Origin of the sequence: Acinetobacter calcoaceticus (assembly GCF_016508255.1) — a bacterium.
GTDB classification, from domain to species: Bacteria; Pseudomonadota; Gammaproteobacteria; order Pseudomonadales; family Moraxellaceae; genus Acinetobacter; species Acinetobacter calcoaceticus_E.
The window spans coordinates 274873-295474 of sequence record NZ_JADVKT010000004.1 but is presented as its reverse complement, the minus strand read 5'-3'; the positions used below and the strand labels follow the sequence as shown (position 1 = coordinate 295474).

At 39.1% G+C, this 20602-nt stretch carries 18 protein-coding genes and 1 pseudogene; 7 read left to right on the top strand and 12 right to left on the bottom strand.

Going from position 1 to position 20602, the window contains the following annotated elements:
- Positions 1–36: 36 nt before the first annotated feature.
- The 4 genes from hutI to murI all read left to right on the top strand — a co-directional run bounded on the left by hutI (position 37) and on the right by murI (position 5168).
- On the top strand, positions 37–1242 hold the full coding sequence (gene hutI, locus I5515_RS10785; RefSeq protein ID WP_199966556.1) for an imidazolonepropionase: 1206 nt from the start codon (positions 37–39) through the stop codon (positions 1240–1242).
- 10 nt (positions 1243–1252) lie between these two features.
- On the top strand, positions 1253–2173 hold the full coding sequence (gene hutG / locus I5515_RS10780; protein ID WP_199966554.1) for a formimidoylglutamase: 921 nt from the start codon (positions 1253–1255) through the stop codon (positions 2171–2173).
- 252 nt (positions 2174–2425) lie between these two features.
- Complete coding sequence (locus I5515_RS10775) at positions 2426–4252, top strand: DUF885 domain-containing protein (RefSeq protein ID WP_199966552.1); 1827 nt, start codon at positions 2426–2428, stop codon at positions 4250–4252.
- 115 nt (positions 4253–4367) lie between these two features.
- Positions 4368–5168 carry a glutamate racemase gene (gene murI, locus I5515_RS10770; RefSeq protein WP_199966550.1) on the top strand — a complete coding sequence of 267 codons (801 nt, stop codon included), beginning with the start codon at positions 4368–4370 and terminating at the stop codon, positions 5166–5168.
- Here murI and I5515_RS10765 read toward each other — a convergent pair.
- Positions 5155–5778, bottom strand: a complete 624-nt coding sequence (locus tag I5515_RS10765; RefSeq protein ID WP_199966548.1) for a LysE family translocator — start codon at positions 5776–5778, stop codon at positions 5155–5157. The two genes, murI and I5515_RS10765, sit on opposite strands and share 14 nt — an antisense overlap.
- Positions 5779–6002: 224 nt before the next feature.
- Positions 6003–7214, bottom strand: coding sequence for a hypothetical protein (locus I5515_RS10760; protein ID WP_199966546.1), 1212 nt, complete (start codon positions 7212–7214; stop codon positions 6003–6005).
- A gap of 956 nt (positions 7215–8170) precedes the next feature.
- Here I5515_RS10760 and I5515_RS10755 point away from each other — a divergent pair.
- Positions 8171–8465, top strand: a pseudogene (locus I5515_RS10755) (hypothetical protein).
- A 118-nt stretch (positions 8466–8583) separates the two neighbouring features.
- On the opposite strand, the gene I5515_RS10750 reads toward I5515_RS10755, so the two are convergent.
- From I5515_RS10750 to I5515_RS10710, 9 genes are all read right to left on the bottom strand, one after another.
- Positions 8584–9807 (bottom strand): hypothetical protein, encoded by a 1224-nt coding sequence (locus I5515_RS10750; protein ID WP_199966542.1) that lies wholly within the window; start codon positions 9805–9807, stop codon positions 8584–8586.
- A gap of 294 nt (positions 9808–10101) precedes the next feature.
- The gene (gene glmS, locus I5515_RS10745; RefSeq protein ID WP_199966540.1) at positions 10102–11940 is read right to left on the bottom strand and encodes a glutamine--fructose-6-phosphate transaminase (isomerizing); all 1839 of its coding nucleotides are present in this window, start codon (positions 11938–11940) and stop codon (positions 10102–10104) included.
- A gap of 12 nt (positions 11941–11952) precedes the next feature.
- Entirely contained in the window at positions 11953–13317 is a 1365-nt protein-coding gene (gene glmU / locus I5515_RS10740; RefSeq protein WP_199966538.1) for a bifunctional UDP-N-acetylglucosamine diphosphorylase/glucosamine-1-phosphate N-acetyltransferase GlmU, read from the bottom strand.
- 8 nt (positions 13318–13325) lie between these two features.
- The gene (locus I5515_RS10735; protein ID WP_199966536.1) at positions 13326–13859 is read right to left on the bottom strand and encodes a phosphatidylglycerophosphatase A; all 534 of its coding nucleotides are present in this window, start codon (positions 13857–13859) and stop codon (positions 13326–13328) included.
- Complete coding sequence (gene thiL, locus I5515_RS10730; protein WP_199966534.1) at positions 13837–14754, bottom strand: thiamine-phosphate kinase; 918 nt, start codon at positions 14752–14754, stop codon at positions 13837–13839. The genes I5515_RS10735 and thiL overlap by 23 nt, the downstream gene beginning before the upstream one ends.
- A 16-nt stretch (positions 14755–14770) precedes the next feature.
- The gene (gene nusB, locus I5515_RS10725) at positions 14771–15220 is read right to left on the bottom strand and encodes a transcription antitermination factor NusB (RefSeq protein WP_049837559.1); all 450 of its coding nucleotides are present in this window, start codon (positions 15218–15220) and stop codon (positions 14771–14773) included.
- Positions 15221–15223: 3 nt separating this feature from the next.
- Positions 15224–15694 carry a 6,7-dimethyl-8-ribityllumazine synthase gene (ribE, locus tag I5515_RS10720; RefSeq protein WP_002119264.1) on the bottom strand — a complete coding sequence of 157 codons (471 nt, stop codon included), beginning with the start codon at positions 15692–15694 and terminating at the stop codon, positions 15224–15226.
- An 11-nt stretch (positions 15695–15705) separates the two neighbouring features.
- On the bottom strand, positions 15706–16827 hold the full coding sequence (gene ribBA / locus I5515_RS10715; protein WP_199966532.1) for a bifunctional 3,4-dihydroxy-2-butanone-4-phosphate synthase/GTP cyclohydrolase II: 1122 nt from the start codon (positions 16825–16827) through the stop codon (positions 15706–15708).
- Between the two features lie 239 nt (positions 16828–17066).
- Positions 17067–18380 carry a hypothetical protein gene (locus tag I5515_RS10710; protein ID WP_199966530.1) on the bottom strand — a complete coding sequence of 438 codons (1314 nt, stop codon included), beginning with the start codon at positions 18378–18380 and terminating at the stop codon, positions 17067–17069.
- A 59-nt stretch (positions 18381–18439) separates the two neighbouring features.
- Here I5515_RS10710 and serB point away from each other — a divergent pair, with 59 nt between their 5' ends.
- Entirely contained in the window at positions 18440–19663 is a 1224-nt protein-coding gene (serB, locus tag I5515_RS10705; RefSeq protein ID WP_199966528.1) for a phosphoserine phosphatase SerB, read from the top strand.
- Positions 19664–19672: 9 nt separating this feature from the next.
- Here serB and I5515_RS17625 read toward each other — a convergent pair whose 3' ends face one another.
- A complete protein-coding gene (locus I5515_RS17625; RefSeq protein WP_320159795.1) occupies positions 19673–19960 on the bottom strand; it encodes a hypothetical protein in 288 nt (95 codons plus the stop codon).
- A 113-nt stretch (positions 19961–20073) separates the two neighbouring features.
- Between I5515_RS17625 and aciT the strand changes: the two genes are divergently transcribed.
- Positions 20074–20409: a ciprofloxacin tolerance protein AciT gene (aciT, locus tag I5515_RS10700; protein ID WP_002119105.1), complete on the top strand. Its 336-nt coding sequence runs from the start codon at positions 20074–20076 to the stop codon at positions 20407–20409.
- The last annotated feature ends 193 nt before the right edge of the window (positions 20410–20602 follow it).

The following is a 20602-nucleotide window of genomic DNA, read 5'->3' as shown; positions in this document are numbered from 1 at the left end:
ATGGTTTCACTATTGGGCAGTTTTGAGGAAAGGCTAATGAAAAAACTTTGGCAAAATTGCCACATTGCGACCATGCAAAATGGGCAATATTCTTACATTGAAGATGCTGCAATTGTCACAGAAGGGCATCTCATTCAGTGGATTGGAAAACAACAACAACTTCCTGCCGACACATATTCCGAAACAGTTGATTTAAATGGAGCTTGGGTAACCCCGGGGTTCATCGACTGTCATACGCATAGTGTTTTTGGTGGCAACCGTAGTGTTGAGTTTGAAAAACGCTTGCAAGGTGTGAGCTATGCTGAAATTGCGGCGAGCGGTGGCGGTATTGCAAGTACAGTACGTGCAACCCGTGAAGCAAGCGAAGAACAATTATTAAATTCGGCACTTAAGCGCATTCGCTGCATGCAACAAGACGGTGTAACGACCATCGAGATTAAGTCTGGCTACGGACTCAACTACGAAAATGAACGCAAAATGTTGCGTGTGATCCGTCAAATTGGTGAAAAATTACCGATGACGGTAAAAAGCACATGTTTAGCTGCTCATGCTTTACCACCAGAATACAAAGATCAAAGCGATGCTTATATTGAGCATATCTGTACAGAAATGCTGCCTAAACTGCATGCTGAAGGTTTAGTCGATGCTGTAGATGCATTCTGCGAGCACTTAGCCTTTTCACCTGCTCAAGTTGAACGCGTTTTTAAAACAGCGCAATCATTGGGTCTACCTATTAAGCTTCATGCTGAACAGCTCTCATCGTTAGGCGGTTCAAGCTTGGCAGCACGTTATCATGCTTTGTCGGCAGACCATTTAGAATACATGACCGAAGATGATGTCAAAGCAATGGCAGAGTCGGGTACGGTCGCTGTTTTACTACCGGGCGCTTTTTACTTACTGCGTGAAACACAATATCCGCCAATTGAAAGCCTGATTAAGCATGGCGTGCGTATTGCGCTGTCGAGTGATTTAAACCCCGGTACATCTCCAGCACTTTCTGTACGTTTAATGCTGAATATGGGCAGTACGCTCTTCCGCTTAACGCCCGAACAAGCATTAGCTGGTGTGACCATTCATGCTGCACAAGCACTCGGTTTAGAGCAAACACACGGCAGTTTAGAACAGGGTAAAGTCGCTGACTTTGTGGCTTGGGATATTGAGCATCCATCTGAAATTGTTTACTGGCTTGGCGGAGATTTGCCTAAGCGAGTGATTCAGCATGGACAGGAAATTATTTTTTAAACGGTGTCACATGAATCACACATTTAAATGGCAAGGCCGACATGATGGCGAGGGTGAAGCACACCAACGTATCCATCATATTGTGAATAAAAACCAACATGCCGAATTTGCCCTCATTGGCTTTAGCTCTGATGAAGGTGTAAAGCGTAATAAGGGCCGTGTCGGTGCTGCCGATGCGCCAGATGCAATTCGCACACAACTGGCTAACTTACCGATTCATCGCCCAGTCAGTATTGTCGATTTGGGTACAGTGACTTGTGAATATGACAATTTAGAGCAAGCCCAAACTGAGTTGGCTGAACAAGTCGCAAACAGCTTACAAAATGGTTTAAAGCCGATTGTACTTGGCGGCGGGCATGAAGTTGCATTTGGAAGCTTTAGTGGTTTATTCCAATATCTACAAGCACATGCGCCAGATAAAAAAATAGGCATTATCAATTTCGATGCCCATTTTGATTTGCGTGAAGCAGAGCATGCCACCTCTGGGACACCTTTTTTACAGGCAGCAAGGCTTTCTGAGCAACATCAAAAACAATTTAATTATTTATGTATTGGGGTAGCCAACCACGCCAATACTAAAGTTTTGTTTGATACAGCCGATGCGCTGAATTGCTCATATTTAAGAGATCATGAGGTTAATATTTTTAACCTACCAAAAGTGCTTGCAGCGGTTGATGCTTTTATTGAAAAAGTAGACTGTTTGTACGTTACGATTGATTTGGATGTTTTCGCGGCTGCGGTTGCACCGGGAGTCAGTGCACCTGCTGTAAAAGGAATTGATTTAGCTACTTTTGAAGCAATTTTTAAGCATATTCAAGAGAGCGGCAAAATCAAACTTTTAGATATTGCCGAGTGCAATCCAAAATTTGATTTAGACAACAGAACAGCAAAACTGGCTGCCTATATTGTTTATCAATATTTGTTTTCTTAAGAAACAATTTTAATGTAGAAATGAAAAAGTGCACTGAGATCGCTCATGTGCGCTTTTTTTTAAGTTTCTGATCTATTAAAGTCAGATATGGAATATAGATAGCAACTATAAATAATTTGATTAAAAAGAAAATTAATTTATAAAATCATTGAGTTAAAAAATACTCGATTTTTACACCATTTTATAGGTTGCTTGGCACGTAATTTGTTTTGTCTATATTTTAAACTTGATTACACATGTCTGGATAATTAAATGAAAAACAGAACCTTACATTTTGCTTGTGTTAGTGTTTTATTTTGGATGTCTCATTCGTCTAATGCTGCAACCCCCGAAATAAATACAAATACCATCGAAAAGTCACAATCTAAACCAAACAGTGATGTCTCTGTTCGGGTGAAAGCTTTAAACCAGCTTTTACAAGAACAGTGGGAATACACTTTAAAAAATAATCCTGAAACTGCAACGGGTTTAGGAGATTTACGCTACAACGATCGATGGACAGAATTTTCAAAAAATCAGATCGAGAAAGATAAAAAAACTACTCAAATTTTTTTAAACCGTTTTGAAGCAATTGATAGCACAGGGTTTTCAGCAACTGATCAATTAAATAAAGACTTAATGATTTATCAGTTGAAAGAAACACTTAAAAATTATGATTTGAAACTCTATGAGATGCCTTTCAATCAAATGTGGGGGCTACATTTACAATTTCCAGGATTTATTAGTTCGATTCCATTTAATAATGTTAAGCAATATCAAGACTATATTGCTCGTTTAAAACAAATCCCTCTTATTCTTGATCAAGGGACTCAGTTAGCAAAACAAGGACAAAAAGATGGGTTGATGCCACCCAAGTATTTAATTGAAAAGGTGGTAAAGCAGATTAATAGCATTGCAACGCCAGCAGGGAAAGACAGTGTGTTTGCTTCTCCATTAAAGCAGTTTCCAAGCAGCATTTCGAAAGCAGAACAAGAGCGTTTAAGCCGTGAAATACTACAGGCCATAGATCAGAATGTTCGGCCTGCTTATGAAAAACTCGGAACGTTTATTCAGAAAGATTACTTACCCTATGGACGACAACACGAGGGTATATGGAGCTTGCCAAAAGGTGATGAACTCTATCGCTTCTATGTAGAAAATAATACGACCACGCTAGAAAGCCCCGAAAATATCCATCAACTCGGATTAAAAGAAGTTGCTCGTATAGAAGCGGAAATGCTTAAAATTGCCAAAGCACAAGGTTTCAACGATTTAAAAAGTTTCCAACAATCATTAAAAACAAATCCCGCCGTTTTCCCAAAATCTCGTGAAGAAATTTTAGAGATTTATCGCGGGTATATTGCACAAATGCAACCAGAGTTGCCGAAGCTATTTGGTCTATTACCCAAAAATAAAGTCGAAGTTTTACCCGTAGAGCAATATCGAGAAAAAGAAGCGGCAGGTGCCGAATATCATCAAGGAACACCTGATGGTTCACGCCCCGGACAAGTGTATGTGAATACAGGCGATTTCTCTGAACGTTCCAAAATATCAATGGAAGCGACCGCTTACCATGAGGCAATTCCCGGCCACCATATGCAAATTGATATTGCCCAAAACCTGCCGAATTTACCGATGTTCCGAAAGCAGCCCAATCACACCGCTTATATTGAAGGATGGGCACTTTACGCAGAGCAATTGGGTAAAGACGTTGGTTTCTATAAAGACCCGCTTTCAGACTATGGAAGACTATCGAGTGAGTTGTTCCGTGCGTGTCGGTTAGTGGTCGATACTGGCGTGCATTATAAAAAGTGGACCCGCCAGCAAATGATTGATTTTATGAGAGAACATTCTGCTTTAGATGAACCCGACATTCAGGCAGAGACAGACCGCTATATTGCTATTCCTGCCCAAGCATTGGCATATAAGATGGGCCAACTAAAAATCTTAGAATTAAGAGAGCTTGCGAAACATGAGCTTGGAGATCGCTTTGATATCAAAGCCTTCCATGACATGATCTTAAATGCAGGAACCTTGCCTTTAAATATACTGGATGCACGCATTAAAAATTGGATTAAGGAACAAAAAGCGGCAGCTTAAAACAAAATTCGAAATTTAGGTCAGGTCCTCGTTGGGCCTGATTTAAAAACCGATAGAAAACAGAATATAATAATGAAAAATATAGTTTCTTTTTGAATTTTAAATTGGAAAAATAATGAACCAGAAGAATAACCCGATTGGAATGATTGATTCTGGTTTAGGCGGACTGTCTCTCTTTAAGCATATTCGGCAGGCTCTTCCGAATGAAGATATTATCTATTTCGCTGACTCGAAATATGTCCCGTATGGAGACAAAGAAAGTGACTGGATTGTTTCAAGAACCACGCATTTAATTTCAAATTTAGTGGATCATGGCAAATGCAAAGCGATCGTGATTGCTTGTAACACCATGACGGCTGTAGCGATTGAAACCATTAGAGCGCAAATTAATGTGCCACTTATTGCCATAGAACCAGCAGTAAAACCGGCAGTGAAAATAACACAAAGCAAGCATATTGCTGTCTTGGCAACTGCAACGACGGTGAGGGGTAAAAACTTAAAAAGTTTAATTGAAACGTATGCGCAAGATATTAAAGTGTCTTTAGTGCCTTGTATTGGCTTAGCCGAAAAAATTGAAACGGGCAAAGCACATACAGCGGAAGTTAAAGATTATTTAAAAAATATTTTGGCGCCGTTAGTCGAGCAAAAAGTCGATACGATTATTTTGGGATGCACACACTATCCGTTTGTCACAGATACGATTCAAGAAATTGTAGGTGGTGATATTCAAATTATTGAGCCTTCGGAAGCTGTAACAGCGCAATTAATTCGGCAGCTCAATCAATATCATTTAAGTTCTGAAAGTCCAAATGAGGGGAATCATATTATTTGGACCAGTTCAGACCCGTTGGAAGTTGCGGATGTTACTTTTTCTTTGTTAGGTAAACGTTTACCCGTAGAAACTACTGGTTTTTAAAGCCAAGAAAAACGCCTAGCCCCATAAAAATGAGTCCCCCCATCACGGACATAGATTTTTGGGGCTTCTTTGATTTTGTTAATTTTTGGCTAATGTAGTTGGCTAAAAACACACAAACCACATCGGCAGACACAAAGATCAGATTCACAATTAGCCCTAAAATGATGAATTGAGACCAGACTGGAAAATCGAATGAGGTATTAATAAATTGAGGTAAAAATGCGATATAAAAAATAGCGGTTTTAGGGTTTAACACTTCGACCAAAATGCTCTGTTTTAAAGATAACTGACTATTTTCAATATTTTGCTGAAGAGTCGGGGCAGAGGTAGATCTAATTAATTTAATGCCTAACCAAACTAAATACAAAGCACCTAAAATTTTAATAATATCATAGAGTTTTGGAATGATTTGAAAGATGGTCGTTAAGCCCAAAGAGGCCGCGATAATATGAAAACAGCCTCCTAAAAAAATCCCAAATGCTGCCATTAAACCCGATTTTCTACCGCGAGAAAGCGTTTGTGCAGCGGTATACAGCATTGCTGGTCCAGGAATATAAGCAAAAATAATCGTAGTCATTAAAAATGTAATGAAAAGCTCTAAAGAAATCATGTTTTACCTATCTTATTGTTACTGTTTTTGAATGAATTTTAAGCAATTTAAAGTATAAGAAATTTATAAATATTTCAATTTTATAATTGGATTTATGTCTATAAAACTAAAAATCATCCAAAGAATGATTTTAAATTCTTTGGATGATTGAAAATAAACTTACTTAGCTTTGCGAGTCACTGTCTCAATGACTAAAACCTAAATTCAAAGAACCTAGACTCAGCTTATTTCAATTCCCAGCGCTGTTTTGGGTCATTAGATCGTTGACTAATACCTACAGATGAACCCCAGAGATGTGTCAGTACAGCATCTGGTTGGCCTTCTACAAAGATATAGCCATCTTCAAATGCCCAATTAGTTTGGTACTGGCGACCCGCACCTTGCAAGAAGACATTACCACTATGCCAATTAACAGGTTTTATTTCTTTACCATTGGTACTGTTTAACGCTGTTTGCAATTGTTCAAAAGACTCATTTGATTTTAAGCTGACTTTTAAAATCTTTTTGACCGTATCCATATTTTTTTCATTCGTATGTAAATCTAGAGTTTTTCTAAGCTCTAAAAGGACTTTTACGGCTTCTTTTTTGAGGTCTTGGGTATTTTCATATTCTTTATATGCTTTTACATGAAGCTCCGCCATGCTCTCTTTCTTCATATTTTTTAGTAGAGCATCGATATTGTCATGGCGTAAATGCAATCGGAACTCTGACCTTGTAGTCCAATCTTTTTGATCCAAGACATCTAATTGCACAGAGGCAAGAATGATCTTATAGATTTGTTCATTCTGCTGAGCGAAAGGATTCACAGGCAAATCTTTAAATTCAGGAATATCTAAAAATAGCAAAGGAGAGGCAGCATATTCATGGAACTTTTGTTCGATGCGACGAATTGACTCATGAGCGAGTACGGCATTTAAATATTCGTTCAGCTTAGTCTCATCAAGTTTACCAACAAGTTCCGATTTAATCGTTTCTTCGCCGTTACTATAAATAAATGTTTGTAATAAATGAACAATATCAAGACAATCACTGGTTTTTAAGTGGGCGAGTGTTTCTTCATCTTGCTTTGGTAAAAGACTAAGGAAATGCTCTAAGTCTTTATCAAATAATTTATATGCAATCGCATCTGTTTCAACATGAGCACCGAGCACCCAACTAGAACGGATATCTTTAACTTTGTTATAAAGCTTATTTTCTCGACCACTGCGATAGTCTTGGCTGTCAAAATACCAAAGTTCTTCTTCTATGTTTTTAACCTTATCATGTACCGTAAATAGTCGATCATTTGTATGAGAGTAAGGTAAAACACCTGTCTCACCGCGTGCAGTTACAGCATCTTGTAAGCCATGGGTTTGTCCACCGTATGCGCTTGCGATACACGCACCTGTTTCTTTGTTAACGATTCTAAAGTTTCCAGTTGGGAATCCGTTAGCCATGATTAGTCGCTCCTTATAATTAGAAAGTGTTTTGTAATAGTCGAAATTTATAGTTATTAGGCAAATTTCGAAGCGTGATTTATACCATAACTTTTCATGTATAAATCCAAGTGTTTTTGTTGGTTTTTGTATATAACATATTGAATTATTTATATTTATTAGAATACCTTAATAAAAGGGAGCTACTATGTTTTAGAGCTTTATGAATGCAATAAAAAATTCCAATATGTATTTCAAAGACATATCAGGCTTTCTAATAGATGAGTTATCAAAGTTATGGCTGCTTTGATAATGATATATTTTTAAATTACTTAACGATTAATTTATTTTATTAACTAAATGTATATAACCCAAGTTTATATTTTAAAATTAATTAAAAGTCATGAGTATAATAAAAAGGATAATATTATTTAAGTATTAATTAAATTATTATATTTAAACTTTTTCATTAAAATAAATTGACGTTCTTTATTATACCGATTATTATTTCGTTGCTGGCCTACATTGCCAGTCGGTTTTAGCAGACCGTATCCTAGCGAATGGGTTATACTTTCTGAGTATTTCCCATGTGGAACCTTTGTGCCCCCTTTTTCTCTATGGTAGGGCGGAAGGGGGACGCGTTCGCGCGTGCTGGTCGCTAGGTCAGTCTGCTAACCCTCTTTCGTTCTGCCACCCTAATCAATTGACGGTGATTTGGTGGCAGGACTCCATTTTTAAGGAGTTGGCCATGCTATTATTCAAACTTATTTTCTCTCTCATTTAACTATTTTATTTATTTAAAATTTGGATTTTTGCGACCTAATTTTTTAAATTTATAAATTATTTTTATTTTAAAATCTTAATTATTTTATTTTCCTATTTCTGTGGGAGGATTAATTTTATTTAAAAAATTATTTTAATATTTAGATGAATTATATTTTTATATTAATGTAGATATAAATAATCATGAGAATAATATGAAACTTCATAAATTTATATTAATTTTAAACCTTATTGCAGGTGTTTACGGTATTACAAATGCTGATGCCAAAGCTCAGCAGGAATTTAAAAGAATTTGTTTGTCAGGTGAACACATGCAAACCAGTTGCGATTGTGTTTGCCAACAGCTTGCACAGGTGTATTCACCTCAAACCGTACAACGTTTAAAGCACACCAGTTTGCAAAGTCCTGATCTCCCACAGGACTTTGCCCCTAACTTGTTCAGCAGCATTCGACGCTGCGACAAAACTGAAATGGGCTAAGTTCGCTTAGCTCCTTTATCTCTGTGTCGCAATGATCTCTCACACTTTAAATCAGCGCAAAGTAAAACGTCCGTTGGGACACAGAGGCCTAGGGGAGTGTTCTAAAACCTACGCTCAGAAAAGCTAGATTAAGCTCTCTTAAATTCCCAACGTTGATGTGGGTTATCAGATCGATGACTGATATATACATGCGTATCACCTAAACATGTCAGTACAGCATCTGGCTGGCCTTCTACAAAGATATAACCATCTTCAAATGCCCACTTAGTTTGATATTGGCGACCACTTCCTTGCAAGAAAATATTGCCACCATACATATTGATTGCTTGTAGTTCTTTACCATGAGTATGGTTTAACGCTGTTTTGAGCTGCTCAAAAGACTCATTTGATTTTAAGCCTGTCTGTAAAATCTTTTTGGCAGTATCAATATTTTTTCCATTCGTATTTAAATTTAGAGTTTCTCTAAGCTCCTGAATGATTTTTACAGCTTCTTTTTGAGGGTTTTCAATATTTTCATATTCTTTCCATACCTTATCTTGAAGCTCCTCAAATTTCTCTTTTTTCAGTTTTCCTAGAAGTGTATTAAGATTCTGATGTCTTAAAGCCAATCTGAACTCTACCGAATCTGAGCTGTAATTCTGTCTGTTCAAGATATCTAATTTGATAGAAGCAATAATTATTTTATAGAGCTGCTCATGATACTGAGTGAAAGGATTCTCAGGCAAATCTTTAAGTTCAGGAATGTTTAAATCTAGAAAAGAAGAGGAAGCATATTCTTGGAACTTTTGCTGAATGTTATGAAGCGAATCATAAGCCAGTACTGTATTTAAATAATCATCAAACTTTTTATCATCAAGCTTGCCAATGAGTTCGGATTTAACAGTTTCTTCGCAGTTAACATAGATAAATGCACAAATTAAATGAGTAATATCAAGACAATCACTGGTTCTTAAGTGGGCGAGAGTTTCTTTATTTTGCTCTGGTAAAAGCCCCAGAAATTTTTCTAAGTCTTGGTCTCGCAATTTATAGGCAATGGGTTTTGCCTCAATATTGGCACCTAAGACCCAACGAGAACGAATATCTTGAACATAGTTATAAAGCATATTCTTTCGTCGGCCGTAAGTATCTGCACTACTATCAAAATACCAAAGCTCTTCTTCTATGTTTTTAACTTTGTCATGTACCGTAAATTCACGGTCGTTTGTATGGGAATATGACAAAACCCCAGTTTCACCACGTGCAGTCGCTGCATCTTGCAGACCGTGGGATTGACCACCATACAGACTTGAAATACACGCACCAGTCGCTTTATTAATGATTCTAAAATTTCCTTCTGGAAAACCATTGGCCATGTTGAGCCACTCCTTATAATTAGAAAGTTTTTGTAATAGTCGAAATTAATAGTTATTAAGTAAATTTCGAAGCGTGTTTTATATCATATTTTTATATTTCAACAAGAAATTAGTTTGTAAAATTGTTAACGTAACATATTGATTTAATTGTATTTGTAAGAATAAATTAATAAACATTAGAGACTTTTTCTTAGGGCTTTATGAACGCAATAAAAAAGCCCGATAGGCAATTATGCATATCGGGCTTTTAATATGAGTTATCAAAACTATGACAGCTTTGATAACTCTATATTTTTATTCTACAGTTACTGACTTCGCCAAGTTACGTGGCTGGTCAACGTCTGTACCACGTAATACAGCAACGTGATAAGACAACAACTGAACTGGTACGCTATAAATGATTGGTGCAAGCCATTCGTTTACTGCTGGAATCTGTACAACGTGTTGACGATCTTTTTCGGCAATACCGCTATTTTCATCAGCGAAAACGAATAATTCACCACCACGCGCCTGTACTTCTTCCATATTCGACTTAAGCTTATCAAGCATTTCATCGTTTGGAGCAAGAATAACGATTGGCATTTCATTATCAACAAGTGCCAATGGCCCATGTTTTAACTCACCAGCCGCATAACCTTCTGCGTGAATATATGAAATTTCTTTAAGCTTTAATGCGCCTTCCAATGCGATTGGATAGTGCGTGCCACGGCCTAAGAATAAACAGTGTTGTTTTTCAACGAACAATTCTGATAAACGTAAAATTTCATCATCATTTTTAAGCGTATCAAGAATGACTTTCGGGCTGTGCCATAATTCACGAGCAAGCTCTTCAATCATCGTGTTGCTAATACGCTGTTTTACTTGTCCAATTTTTAGAACGAGTAACATGAGCGCAGCAAGCTGAGTGGTGAACGCTTTAGTTGATGCAACACCAATTTCAGGCCCAGCAAGGGTCAATAAGTGGTGATCAGTTTCACGTACCATTGAAGACGTTGCAACGTTACAGATCGTTAAAGTCTGAATGCTGAGCTTGTTTGCTTTGGCACGTTTTTGAGTTTCACGTAATGCAGCTAAAGTATCGGCTGTTTCACCTGATTGAGAAATACACACATAAAGCGTATTTTCAACAATTACAGGTGTGCGATAGCGGAATTCACTCGCGATTTCAACTTGGCATGGCACGCCAATCAGTTGTTCAAACCAATATTTCGCGATCATGCCTGAGTGGTAACTTGTACCACACGCAATGATTTGTACGCTTTGAATTTTGCTGAAATCTGCATTTGCATCTTGCAAGAAATCTTCGCGTAAGCTGTTGCCATCAAGTGCTTGAGAAATCGTTTGTTTGATTGCTTCTGGCTGCTCATAAATTTCTTTGAGCATGTAGTGTTTGTATTCACCTTTTGAAGCATTGCTTACTGTTGCGTCAAGCTCTTTCACTGGACGTTCAACAGGTTGACCGTTTACAAATACTTCAATTGAAGTACGAGTCAGGCGAGCAATATCACCTTCTTCTAAATACATAAAACGGTTAGTCACAGGTAAAAGCGCAAGTTGGTCTGAACTAATAAAGTTTTCACCAATACCTACACCAATCACAAGTGGTGAACCTTCACGTACAGTGATTAACTCATCTGGATAATCGCTATGGATAATACCCAGTGCGTATGCACCTTTAAGCTGAGGAACAACAGATTCTACTGCTTCAAGTAAGCTGTCAGTGCTTTTTAGTGCTTCAGCAACTAAGTGAGCAACAACTTCTGTATCTGTTTGAGAGGTAAATACATATCCTAAAGCTTGAAGGTCATCTTTAAGCTCTTGATAGTTTTCGATAATACCGTTGTGAACGACTGCCACTTTACCCGACATGTGCGGGTGAGCATTATTTTCAGTTGGTTTACCATGTGTTGCCCAACGTGTATGAGCAATACCAACGACCCCAGTGAGCTGCTGATCAGCAACTGCATCGGCAAGGTTAATGACCTTACCCACACGACGCTCACGTAAAACTTGTTGATTATTCAGTAAAGCAACGCCCGCTGAATCATAACCGCGATATTCAAGACGTTTTAAACCTTCGATTAAAATCTCAGTTACACAACGCTCTGCAACGCCTCCGACGATACCACACATAATTCAATCCTCTTATTTTTCACGCTTTTGGGGACGTTGATAATTTGCTTTAGAAATTTGTTGAGCACGTTCAAAGGAGAGACTTTGTTCAGCCACATCTTTCGTAATCACAGAACCCGCACCGACTGTTGCTCCATTTCCAATAGTCACAGGCGCAACCAGCGAGCTATTAGAACCGATAAAGACTGCATCGCCAATAGTGGTTTTGTGTTTATTTGCACCGTCATAATTACAAGTAATTGTACCTGCCCCAATATTTGAGTCAGCACCGATCTCAGCATCACCTAAATAGGTGAAGTGATTGGCTTTACTGCCAAGACCGATAGTTGTGTTTTTGACTTCTACGAAGTTACCAATATGGACTTCGTTAGCCAATTTCGCGCCTGGGCGTAAGCGTGCAAATGGGCCAATTTGGGCATTTTCCCCAACAATTGCACCATCAAAAACGCTATACGCTTGGATTTTAGTTCCTGCTGCAATTTTTGTATTTTTCAAAATACAACCAGCACCGATTTCTACAAAGTCACCGATTTCGCAGTCACCTTCAATAATGACATTCACATCAATACGAACATCGTGTCCAACTTTTACAGAACCACGTAAATCAAAACGGGCAGGGTCGGCAAAAGTTACGCCTTGTTGCATAAGCTCTTTTGCTTGCTGTTGCTGAAAATCACGTTCAAGTGCTGCAAGTTGTAAGCGGTCATTAACCCCTTCAACTTCAAAAGCAAGTTCTGGCTGAATAGAGGCAATTTCTAAGCCATCTGCTACCGCCATTGCAACGATGTCAGTTAAATAGTATTCGCCTTGAGCATTTTCATTAGAAAGCTTAGGTAACCATTCATGAAGTTTTGCATTGCTTACACAGTAAATACCTGTGTTGATTTCTTGAATTTGACGCTGAGCTTCTGTTGCATCTTTATGTTCAACAATCGCTTGAATTTTTCCGTCTTGGCGAACAATACGACCATAACCTGTTGGGTTGTCGACATGTAAAGTAATCATGCCAATACCAGTTTTACTTGATACTTCAACAAGTTGCTCTAGCGTTGTTTGACGTACTAAAGGGACATCACCGTATAGAATTAATGAAATACCGTCTTTAGGAAGTACTGGTAAAGTCATTTGTACAGCATGACCTGTACCTAATTGTTCTGCTTGTTCAACCCATTCAATATTTTCTTGTGCAAACGTCTGTTTTACGTGATCGCCGCCGTGTCCATAAATGGTAATGATGTTTTTTGCTAATAGTTGTTTTGCGGTTTTAATAACATGTCCTAGTAGCGGGCGACCAGCTAAAGGTTGTAATACTTTAGGTAGTTGTGAACGCATTCGCGTTCCTTTGCCTGCAGCAAGGATAATAACGGTAGTTGACATGAGTAAACCTACTTAAATGGCGTTACGCCCCAAAAAGTAATAAATATGATGATACATAGTGCCGCCCAAAGCCCTGCAATGATGTCGTCCAGCATAATTCCGAAGCCACCAGCAACTTTCTGGTCGGCAACACGGATTGGCCAAGGTTTCCAAACATCAAACAGACGGAATAAGCAAAAACCAATTAGCGCCCATTGTAACGACATAATATTAAAATATATTAAAGGCAGCAGAGTAATTGATTGTCCTGCAAATTCATCCCACACAATTCGTCCATCATCATGAACATCAATGATTTTTGCGGTTTGGTCACAAATATAAATTCCCACCAAGGACATGATGAGAATAGCAATTGTACTTAACGTAAAACCGAGAGATACCCAGATAGGAATGAAAAGTAAGGCAAAAGCAGAGCCAAAAGTGCCGGGTGCTTTAGGTGCGAGACCAGATCCAAAACCAACCCCACAGAAAACGATGCAGCGGTTGAACCAAGACATGTTCTTAAAATGAATCGGCGGTTTATGCAAAGTGTTGGTATCCATGAATTTGCAACGGGTAATCTGAACCCAAATGCTCAAAAGTTAGTTTTGTTTGTTCAACGATCTGTCCAATCATTGTAATCTTAACGTCCAATTGTTTTTGCAAAAGTTTTTCATAATTTTGCGGTGTTATTGTAAAACATAATTCGTAGTCATCACCACCAGCCAGAGCATATTGCCAACGTTGTTGTTCGTTTAATTGTTGTAATACTGGATCGACAGGTAGTTTTTCCAAGAAGAGTCGTGCTCCAACCTTGGATGCTTTTAAAATATGGCCTAAATCTTGGGCTAATCCATCAGAAATATCAATCATACTAGAGGCTAATCCCTTCAACTGTTGTCCAAGCTGACAACGTGGTGTCGGGTAGTCTAGTCGTTGTTGTAAGGGGTGTCCTAGGTGTTGTAAACCATAAGCTGCATCTCCAACTTGACCGCTTACACAAACATAGTCACCGACTTTTGCGCCCGAACGTAACACAGCTTGTCCGGTTTCAATCCAGCCCATAGCCGTCACGGTAATGGTGAGATGTGGACCTTGGGTCGTATCTCCACCAATGAGAGCAACGCCAAATTGATTACAGCAGTCATAGATGCCCTGACTGAATCCTTCGAGCCATTCATGGTCAATAGTAGGTAAGCTTAACGCAAGTAAAATACTATGGGGTTTAGCACCCATGGCAGCAATATCTGAAAGATTAACAGCCACACTTTTCCAGCCAATTGCATGCGCTGATGTATTAAGAGGAAAGTGACGACCAGCAACTAGCGTATCTGCACAGATCACCAATTGTTGGTTTACAGGAGGGGTGATTAAGGCTGAGTCATCTCCAATACCTAAGGTGACATCTGTGTAAGATTGTCTGTTAAAGTATTGGTCAATAATAGAAAACTCAGCCATATCAACTTCAAACCTATTAGTTTGCTTGTTGTTTTTCAGCACTACGTAGTGTTGAACTTAAACGATCTAAAACGCCATTAATGTATTTATGGCTATCTGCTCCACCAAAGTGTTTGGCGAGTTCAATGGCTTCATCAAGAACTACACGATAAGGTACTTCTAAATGATCACGTAACTCATAAGCACCTAAACGTAAGGTTGCGAGCTCTACACCATCAAGTGCATCAAGTTCACGGTCAAGTACCGGAATGAGTAATGCATCAAGATCGTCGCGCAGTGCAATCACTTGCGTTAATAGTTCGTGATAGTAATTTAAGTCTACCTTGTGCATCGCATTTTCAGCACGAGTACGTGCTTCAATTTCATGTACAGGATTGTGACTCATTTGCCACTCATAAATACCTTGTACAGCAAAACGACGTGCTTTGCGTTTTGCTGCATAAGCGGCTTGCAGTGTTTGAGACATGCTTTAAATTGCCTTTAATAAATTAACCATTTCAATTGCAGTTAAAGCAGCTTCGCTACCTTTGTTTCCTGCTTTTGTACCTGAACGTTCGATGGCTTGCTCGATGCTATCAGTAGTTAATACACCATTGATGACAGGCAAGCTGCTTTCTAACGCCACTACACCTAAACCTTTTGCACATTCACCAGCAACGAAGTCAAAGTGTGGTGTACTACCACGAATAACTGCGCCAAGTGCGATGATTGCATCAAACTGATTTGATGTAGCTAATTTTTTAGCAACAATCGGGAGTTCCCATGCGCCAGGAGCATGAATAACAGTAATGTTATCTTCATTTACGCCATGACGTTTTAATGTGTCGATTGCACCATCCAATAAGTGTTCAACAACAAAACTGTTGAAACGACCCACTAAAATCGCATAACGACCTTCGCTTGCGAGATGTAATAAACCTTCAATACGGCGAATTGCCATAGCAACCTCGATTATTTCGTTGTGATTTGATCAGCAGTGATATATTCCACTACTTCTAAATTAAAGCCAGATAAAGCATTGAAACGTAATGGTGAGCTAAGAAGCTTCATCTTTTCAACACCTAAATCACGCAAAATTTGAGCGCCTACACCAATCGTTTGATATTGATGTGAAAGTGCTGCATTGGATTTCACCGGTTTTGGTTTATTTAAATCATCCAGCGCTGGTCCCAAGTCTTGCAAATGATCTTGCCCGATCCAGACTAAAACACCGCGATCACTCGCTGCAATTGTCTGTAGTGCACGGTCTAGATTCCACGCAGGTTCACCACCAGCTTTATTCAGCTTAAGTAAATCGCGAATTGGACTGAAACCATGTACACGTACTGTTGTAACACCTTCTTTTGGCTCGCCTTTGACTAAAGCCAAATGAATGTCTGGGTTACCAATCTCACGATAACGATAGAGTTCAAATGAACCGTATTCTGTTTGAATGGTTTTTTGATCCAGACGTTCAACCGTTTGCTCATTGGTCATGCGGTAGTGAATCAAGTCCGCAATTGTACCAATTTTTAAGCCATGCTTCTCGGCAAAAATTTCTAAATCTGCACGGCGTGCCATTGTGCCATCTTCATTGATGATTTCACAAATGACAGAAGCGGGTTCAAGACCTGCTAAGCGTGTTAAATCACAGCCTGCTTCGGTGTGACCTGCACGATGTAGAACACCGCCTGGTTGCGCCATTAACGGGAAAATATGACCCGGTTGTACAATATCACTTGGCTTTGCATGCGCTGCGACAGCAGCTTGAATTGTATGTGCACGCTCTGCTGCTGAAATACCAGTTGTAATACCTTCAGCGGCTTCGATTGATAAGGTAAAGTTTGTACTATGCTGGGCACCGTTTTGGTCAACCATCAACGGAAGGTTTAACTGTTTACAGCGCTCACGGCTTAACGTTAGGCAAACTAAACCACGTGCATGAGTAATCATGAAGTTAATGTCTTCAGGACGAACATGCGTTGCTGCAATGACAAGATCACCTTCATTTTCGCGATCTTCGTCATCCATCAAGATAACCATTTTGCCTGCACGAATATCGGCGACAAGATCTTCAACACGACTCAGCGGCATTCGCTTTCACCTTTTTTTGTCGTTAGACAATTTCTATTTAATAAATTTTGCATAGTTTACGCTGTTTAGAGAATTTTGCCTATGATTCTGATTTATCCAAATTTACTCCTCTAAAGAATAGATCCAGCTTTATTTATACAAATAAATCATAAGAAAAAGGGGTAATTTAAAACAAAATCTATGAATTTAAATAAAAAAACCTAGCCAAAAGGCTAGGTTTTGCTGCGAACACTTACTTTTTATGAAGCTGCGCTACTTGGACTATCATTTTGTGGGATTGATTTTTTACCCATCAAAATTTCAGTTCTGATATTTTGAGCAAGTTCAGCACATTCTGCATTCATGCCATTGATCATAAATGCATGACGAGTCATGACATTGCTTGGGTTTGGCAGCGCAACAAGTTGATAGCTGTCTTGAATTGCCTTGAGTTGATCATTCTCAAGATATAAAGCAGACTCTTTCGCATGAAGATGCTGTGCTAAACGTTGAGCAGCTTCTTTCGCATCAATTTGCATCGCTTCCACAGCATTACAAGTTGCGCTACGCGTTTGCAATGCAAAGCGTTTATCTTCGCGGTAACGTTTATATAAAACTTCAGAGAGCAACTGGAATACGGTTCCAACCATAAGCAGACACTCTACAGCGTGAGTATGCGAGGTTGAAATCGCAAGTGTCGCGCCCTCGGCATTAAACTCATCTACCACTTCAATATCTGTTAGCTTCAATTGGTAATGCTTAACGCACAACTCAATACTCTTGTTTAAAAAGAGCTGACAAAGTTTAAAGTACGGAACAGAAACAGATTGGTTAACACTACTTAATAACTGTTTAGGGTCATAAAACTGGATATTGAGTGCCAAAGTATGTTGATCAGCTGAATCTGAAGTTTTTTCGGTTTGTGGGCGAACCGCTGGTTTAGCTTTACCTTTCGCTTGCTGCTGAGCTTGGGCAACCAATGTCACCGTATTTTGTTTTTCTAGTGCAAGCGCCTGAGTTAACTGCTGAATTTCATGTTTTAAGCGGTTCTCTTCATTAATGCGGGCTAAATATTCGCTACGGGTTGGACGAGCAATCGCGCGATAAGCAAGCCATAATAAAACATGCAAAAACAGAGAAGCTAAGATTGCTAGCCATTGGGTACGAAGAATTTCCCCAATACTTGGCTGAATAAGCGTGATCTCGATAGAGCCTACTTTCTTTTCATTTTGCAGCGCATCGCGAGCAAAAATCTCACCTTGGCGAGTTTTTGAAATTCCACTCGTTGCCAGTACTTGTTTGTTGGCATCAAGAATGCGAATAGATGCAACGCTTGGATTGGTCGCATAGCGATTGGCAATCAGAGCTAAAGATACCGTATTGGCAGGTTCTAGCTCAGATAAGCTGTCTGCAACGAGCTGACTGGTCATGAGCTGACCTTGACTCGCACGGTTTTCATTGAGCTGGTGTGTCGTTGCAATCACCAATAAAAAGGTATGCAATGCAAAACTAACGATCAGTAGGCTAGCAAATAGCCCTTGTCTAGGCGCAATCAAGTTAAACTTCCAAGGCAATTATATTGAAATTCGATTATGATTCTTACAATAGTTGTCACTCAGACTAGAGTCAATTCATGCGAGAAATCATTCTTATATCCTTTTTAGGACCAGACCAACCAAACCAGTTTACCCGATTAATGCAAGTACTATCCGTACATTCATTGCAAATACTGGATGTAGGTCAGGCTGTTATTCATAATCAACTCACATTGGGCATTGTGGTCGCTTCTGATAATGAAACTGCGACCGCGTTGGCAATGAAAGAAATTCTGATTTTAGCACATGATATTGGCTTAACAGTGCGCTTTAAACCAATCACAGGCGCAGAATACGATCAATGGGTAAGTGAAGGAGGCCGTACTCGTTATATCGTCACGGCTTTAGCACCTGAACTCACTGCCGCACATTTACAAGCGGTTACACAAATTGTGTCTAACCAAGGCTTTAACATCGAAACTGTCACCCGTTTATCAGGTCGTGTCGACTTTGAAAAGGATAGCGTATTCCCGCGTCGTGCGTGTGTACAATTTGGTTTAAGTAGCGGCCCAACTTTAGATGCACAAGCGATGCGTGCAGCATGTTTACTTCTTTCAAGTGAATTAAACATTGATGTTGCTGTTCAGGAAGACAATGCTTATCGACGTAACCGCCGTTTGGTGTGTTTTGATATGGACTCAACATTAATTGAACAAGAAGTGATTGATGAGTTGGCGATTGAAGCAGGGGTAGGTGCACAAGTTGCTGAAATTACTGAAAGAGCGATGCAAGGTGAGCTTGATTTTCAGCAAAGTTTCCGTGCTCGTGTTGCATTGTTAAAAGGGCTTGATGCTGCTGTATTACCTAAAATTGCTGAACGTTTAACGATTACCGAAGGTGCAGAGCGTCTTATCTCGACCTTAAAAGCGCTTGGCTATAAAACAGCAATTTTATCTGGTGGATTCCAGTATTTTGCTGAATATCTACAAGGCAAACTTGGTATTGATGAAGTTCATGCCAACATTTTAGATGTGCAAGATGGCTTTGTAACAGGTGAGGTTAAAGGGGCGATTGTTGATGGCGCCCGTAAAGCTGATCTATTACGTGAGCTTGCGAACAAAATGGACATTTCTTTAGAACAAGCCATGGCGGTAGGTGATGGTGCGAATGACTTACCAATGCTTGCGATTGCAGGGCTAGGGGTTGCTTATCGTGCTAAACCTTTAGTGCGTCAAAATGCAAATCAGGCTATTTCAAGTGTTGGCTTGGATGGCGTGCTGTATTTACTTGGCATGCATGATAAAGATTTAAACCGTGCTTAACCTATAAGGCTAAGCTTTAAAGCGCTGCTTCAGAGTAGCGCTTTTTTTATGCAGAATAGTTATAAAATCAAGCAAGTTATGACAGAATTGTGCACAGAAAAAAGGCAATAAAAAAATCTGAAAAAAACTTATTTTGGTCCTTAAAAACAGCATATTTTTTTGTAATGACACGCCAGAATTGATGCCATATAGGGAATCGAACTTTTTGAATTTTACAAAAATGTAATGACAAAAGAATGTTGCGACAAAGTATGTCGCATTAAGAAAAAACGGGTCTTTTTTTCTAAAAAAAAACATCCATAATGCATCGTAAGCTTCAACACAAATTATGAATTAAAGATATTTTTGGAATGAGGTCGGGTTGTTAAGACCGAATGTTTTTAGACGTTTTCATTAAGACGGAGGTTTCTATGGTAACAGCGAATTTTGCCGCTATCGCCGGATTCAGCTTGATCGCTGTCGCGCTTGTTGCTGTTTTCTTTTCTCCTTACCGTCGTTGGCTTGGTTTTATGCTTGCAGGAATGTTCTTTTGGGGGCTGTTGGAAGTGGTCCGTTTTGGAGTTCAAGTCACTTTTGAAATGCCAGTCACATATAGTTATTTAACTGCACTAAGTCTAGCGATGGTAATGGTTACATTTATTTTGTTACGTGAGGATAAACAGGCACAAAAGGCTTTGGCAAATCGCCAATATATAGAACACACGCCAGTATATGAAGATGATCAGCAGCAATGTTCTAGCCGATAATTAAATTGTTATCTAACGGTAAAAAGGTATGCACAGCATGCCTTTTTTATTTACGAAACGTGATTTTTATTATACAAAGCATTTATTAAAAAATAGCCAGTTATGCTACGATACATGGGTCTGTTGACGTTTCATCTAGATTGCGTTGCCAGCTAAAAATTATCAGTTGATGCACAAAACACAGGCAATGGTA

Excerpts from the sequence above, each read along its gene's own strand:
- serB (WP_199966528.1), top strand. The coding sequence starts at position 18,440 with ATGCGAGAAATCATTCTTATATCCTTTTTAGGACCAGACCAACCAAAC.
- ribE (WP_002119264.1), bottom strand. The coding sequence starts at position 15,694 with ATGGCAATTCGCCGTATTGAAGGTTTATTACATCTCGCAAGCGAAGGT.
- I5515_RS10735 (WP_199966536.1), bottom strand. The coding sequence starts at position 13,859 with ATGGATACCAACACTTTGCATAAACCGCCGATTCATTTTAAGAACATG.
- murI (WP_199966550.1), top strand. The coding sequence starts at position 4,368 with ATGAACCAGAAGAATAACCCGATTGGAATGATTGATTCTGGTTTAGGC.
- glmU (WP_199966538.1), bottom strand. The coding sequence starts at position 13,317 with ATGTCAACTACCGTTATTATCCTTGCTGCAGGCAAAGGAACGCGAATG.
- thiL (WP_199966534.1), bottom strand. The coding sequence starts at position 14,754 with ATGGCTGAGTTTTCTATTATTGACCAATACTTTAACAGACAATCTTAC.
- I5515_RS10760 (WP_199966546.1), bottom strand. The coding sequence starts at position 7,214 with ATGGCTAACGGATTCCCAACTGGAAACTTTAGAATCGTTAACAAAGAA.
- hutG (WP_199966554.1), top strand. The coding sequence starts at position 1,253 with ATGAATCACACATTTAAATGGCAAGGCCGACATGATGGCGAGGGTGAA.
- aciT (WP_002119105.1), top strand. The coding sequence starts at position 20,074 with ATGGTAACAGCGAATTTTGCCGCTATCGCCGGATTCAGCTTGATCGCT.
- I5515_RS10750 (WP_199966542.1), bottom strand. The coding sequence starts at position 9,807 with ATGGCCAATGGTTTTCCAGAAGGAAATTTTAGAATCATTAATAAAGCG.
- I5515_RS10765 (WP_199966548.1), bottom strand. The coding sequence starts at position 5,778 with ATGATTTCTTTAGAGCTTTTCATTACATTTTTAATGACTACGATTATT.
- hutI (WP_199966556.1), top strand. The coding sequence starts at position 37 with ATGAAAAAACTTTGGCAAAATTGCCACATTGCGACCATGCAAAATGGG.
- I5515_RS10775 (WP_199966552.1), top strand. The coding sequence starts at position 2,426 with ATGAAAAACAGAACCTTACATTTTGCTTGTGTTAGTGTTTTATTTTGG.
- nusB (WP_049837559.1), bottom strand. The coding sequence starts at position 15,220 with ATGTCTCAAACACTGCAAGCCGCTTATGCAGCAAAACGCAAAGCACGT.
- ribBA (WP_199966532.1), bottom strand. The coding sequence starts at position 16,827 with ATGCCGCTGAGTCGTGTTGAAGATCTTGTCGCCGATATTCGTGCAGGC.
- I5515_RS17625 (WP_320159795.1), bottom strand. The coding sequence starts at position 19,960 with ATGTTTTTTTTTAGAAAAAAAGACCCGTTTTTTCTTAATGCGACATAC.
- glmS (WP_199966540.1), bottom strand. The coding sequence starts at position 11,940 with ATGTGTGGTATCGTCGGAGGCGTTGCAGAGCGTTGTGTAACTGAGATT.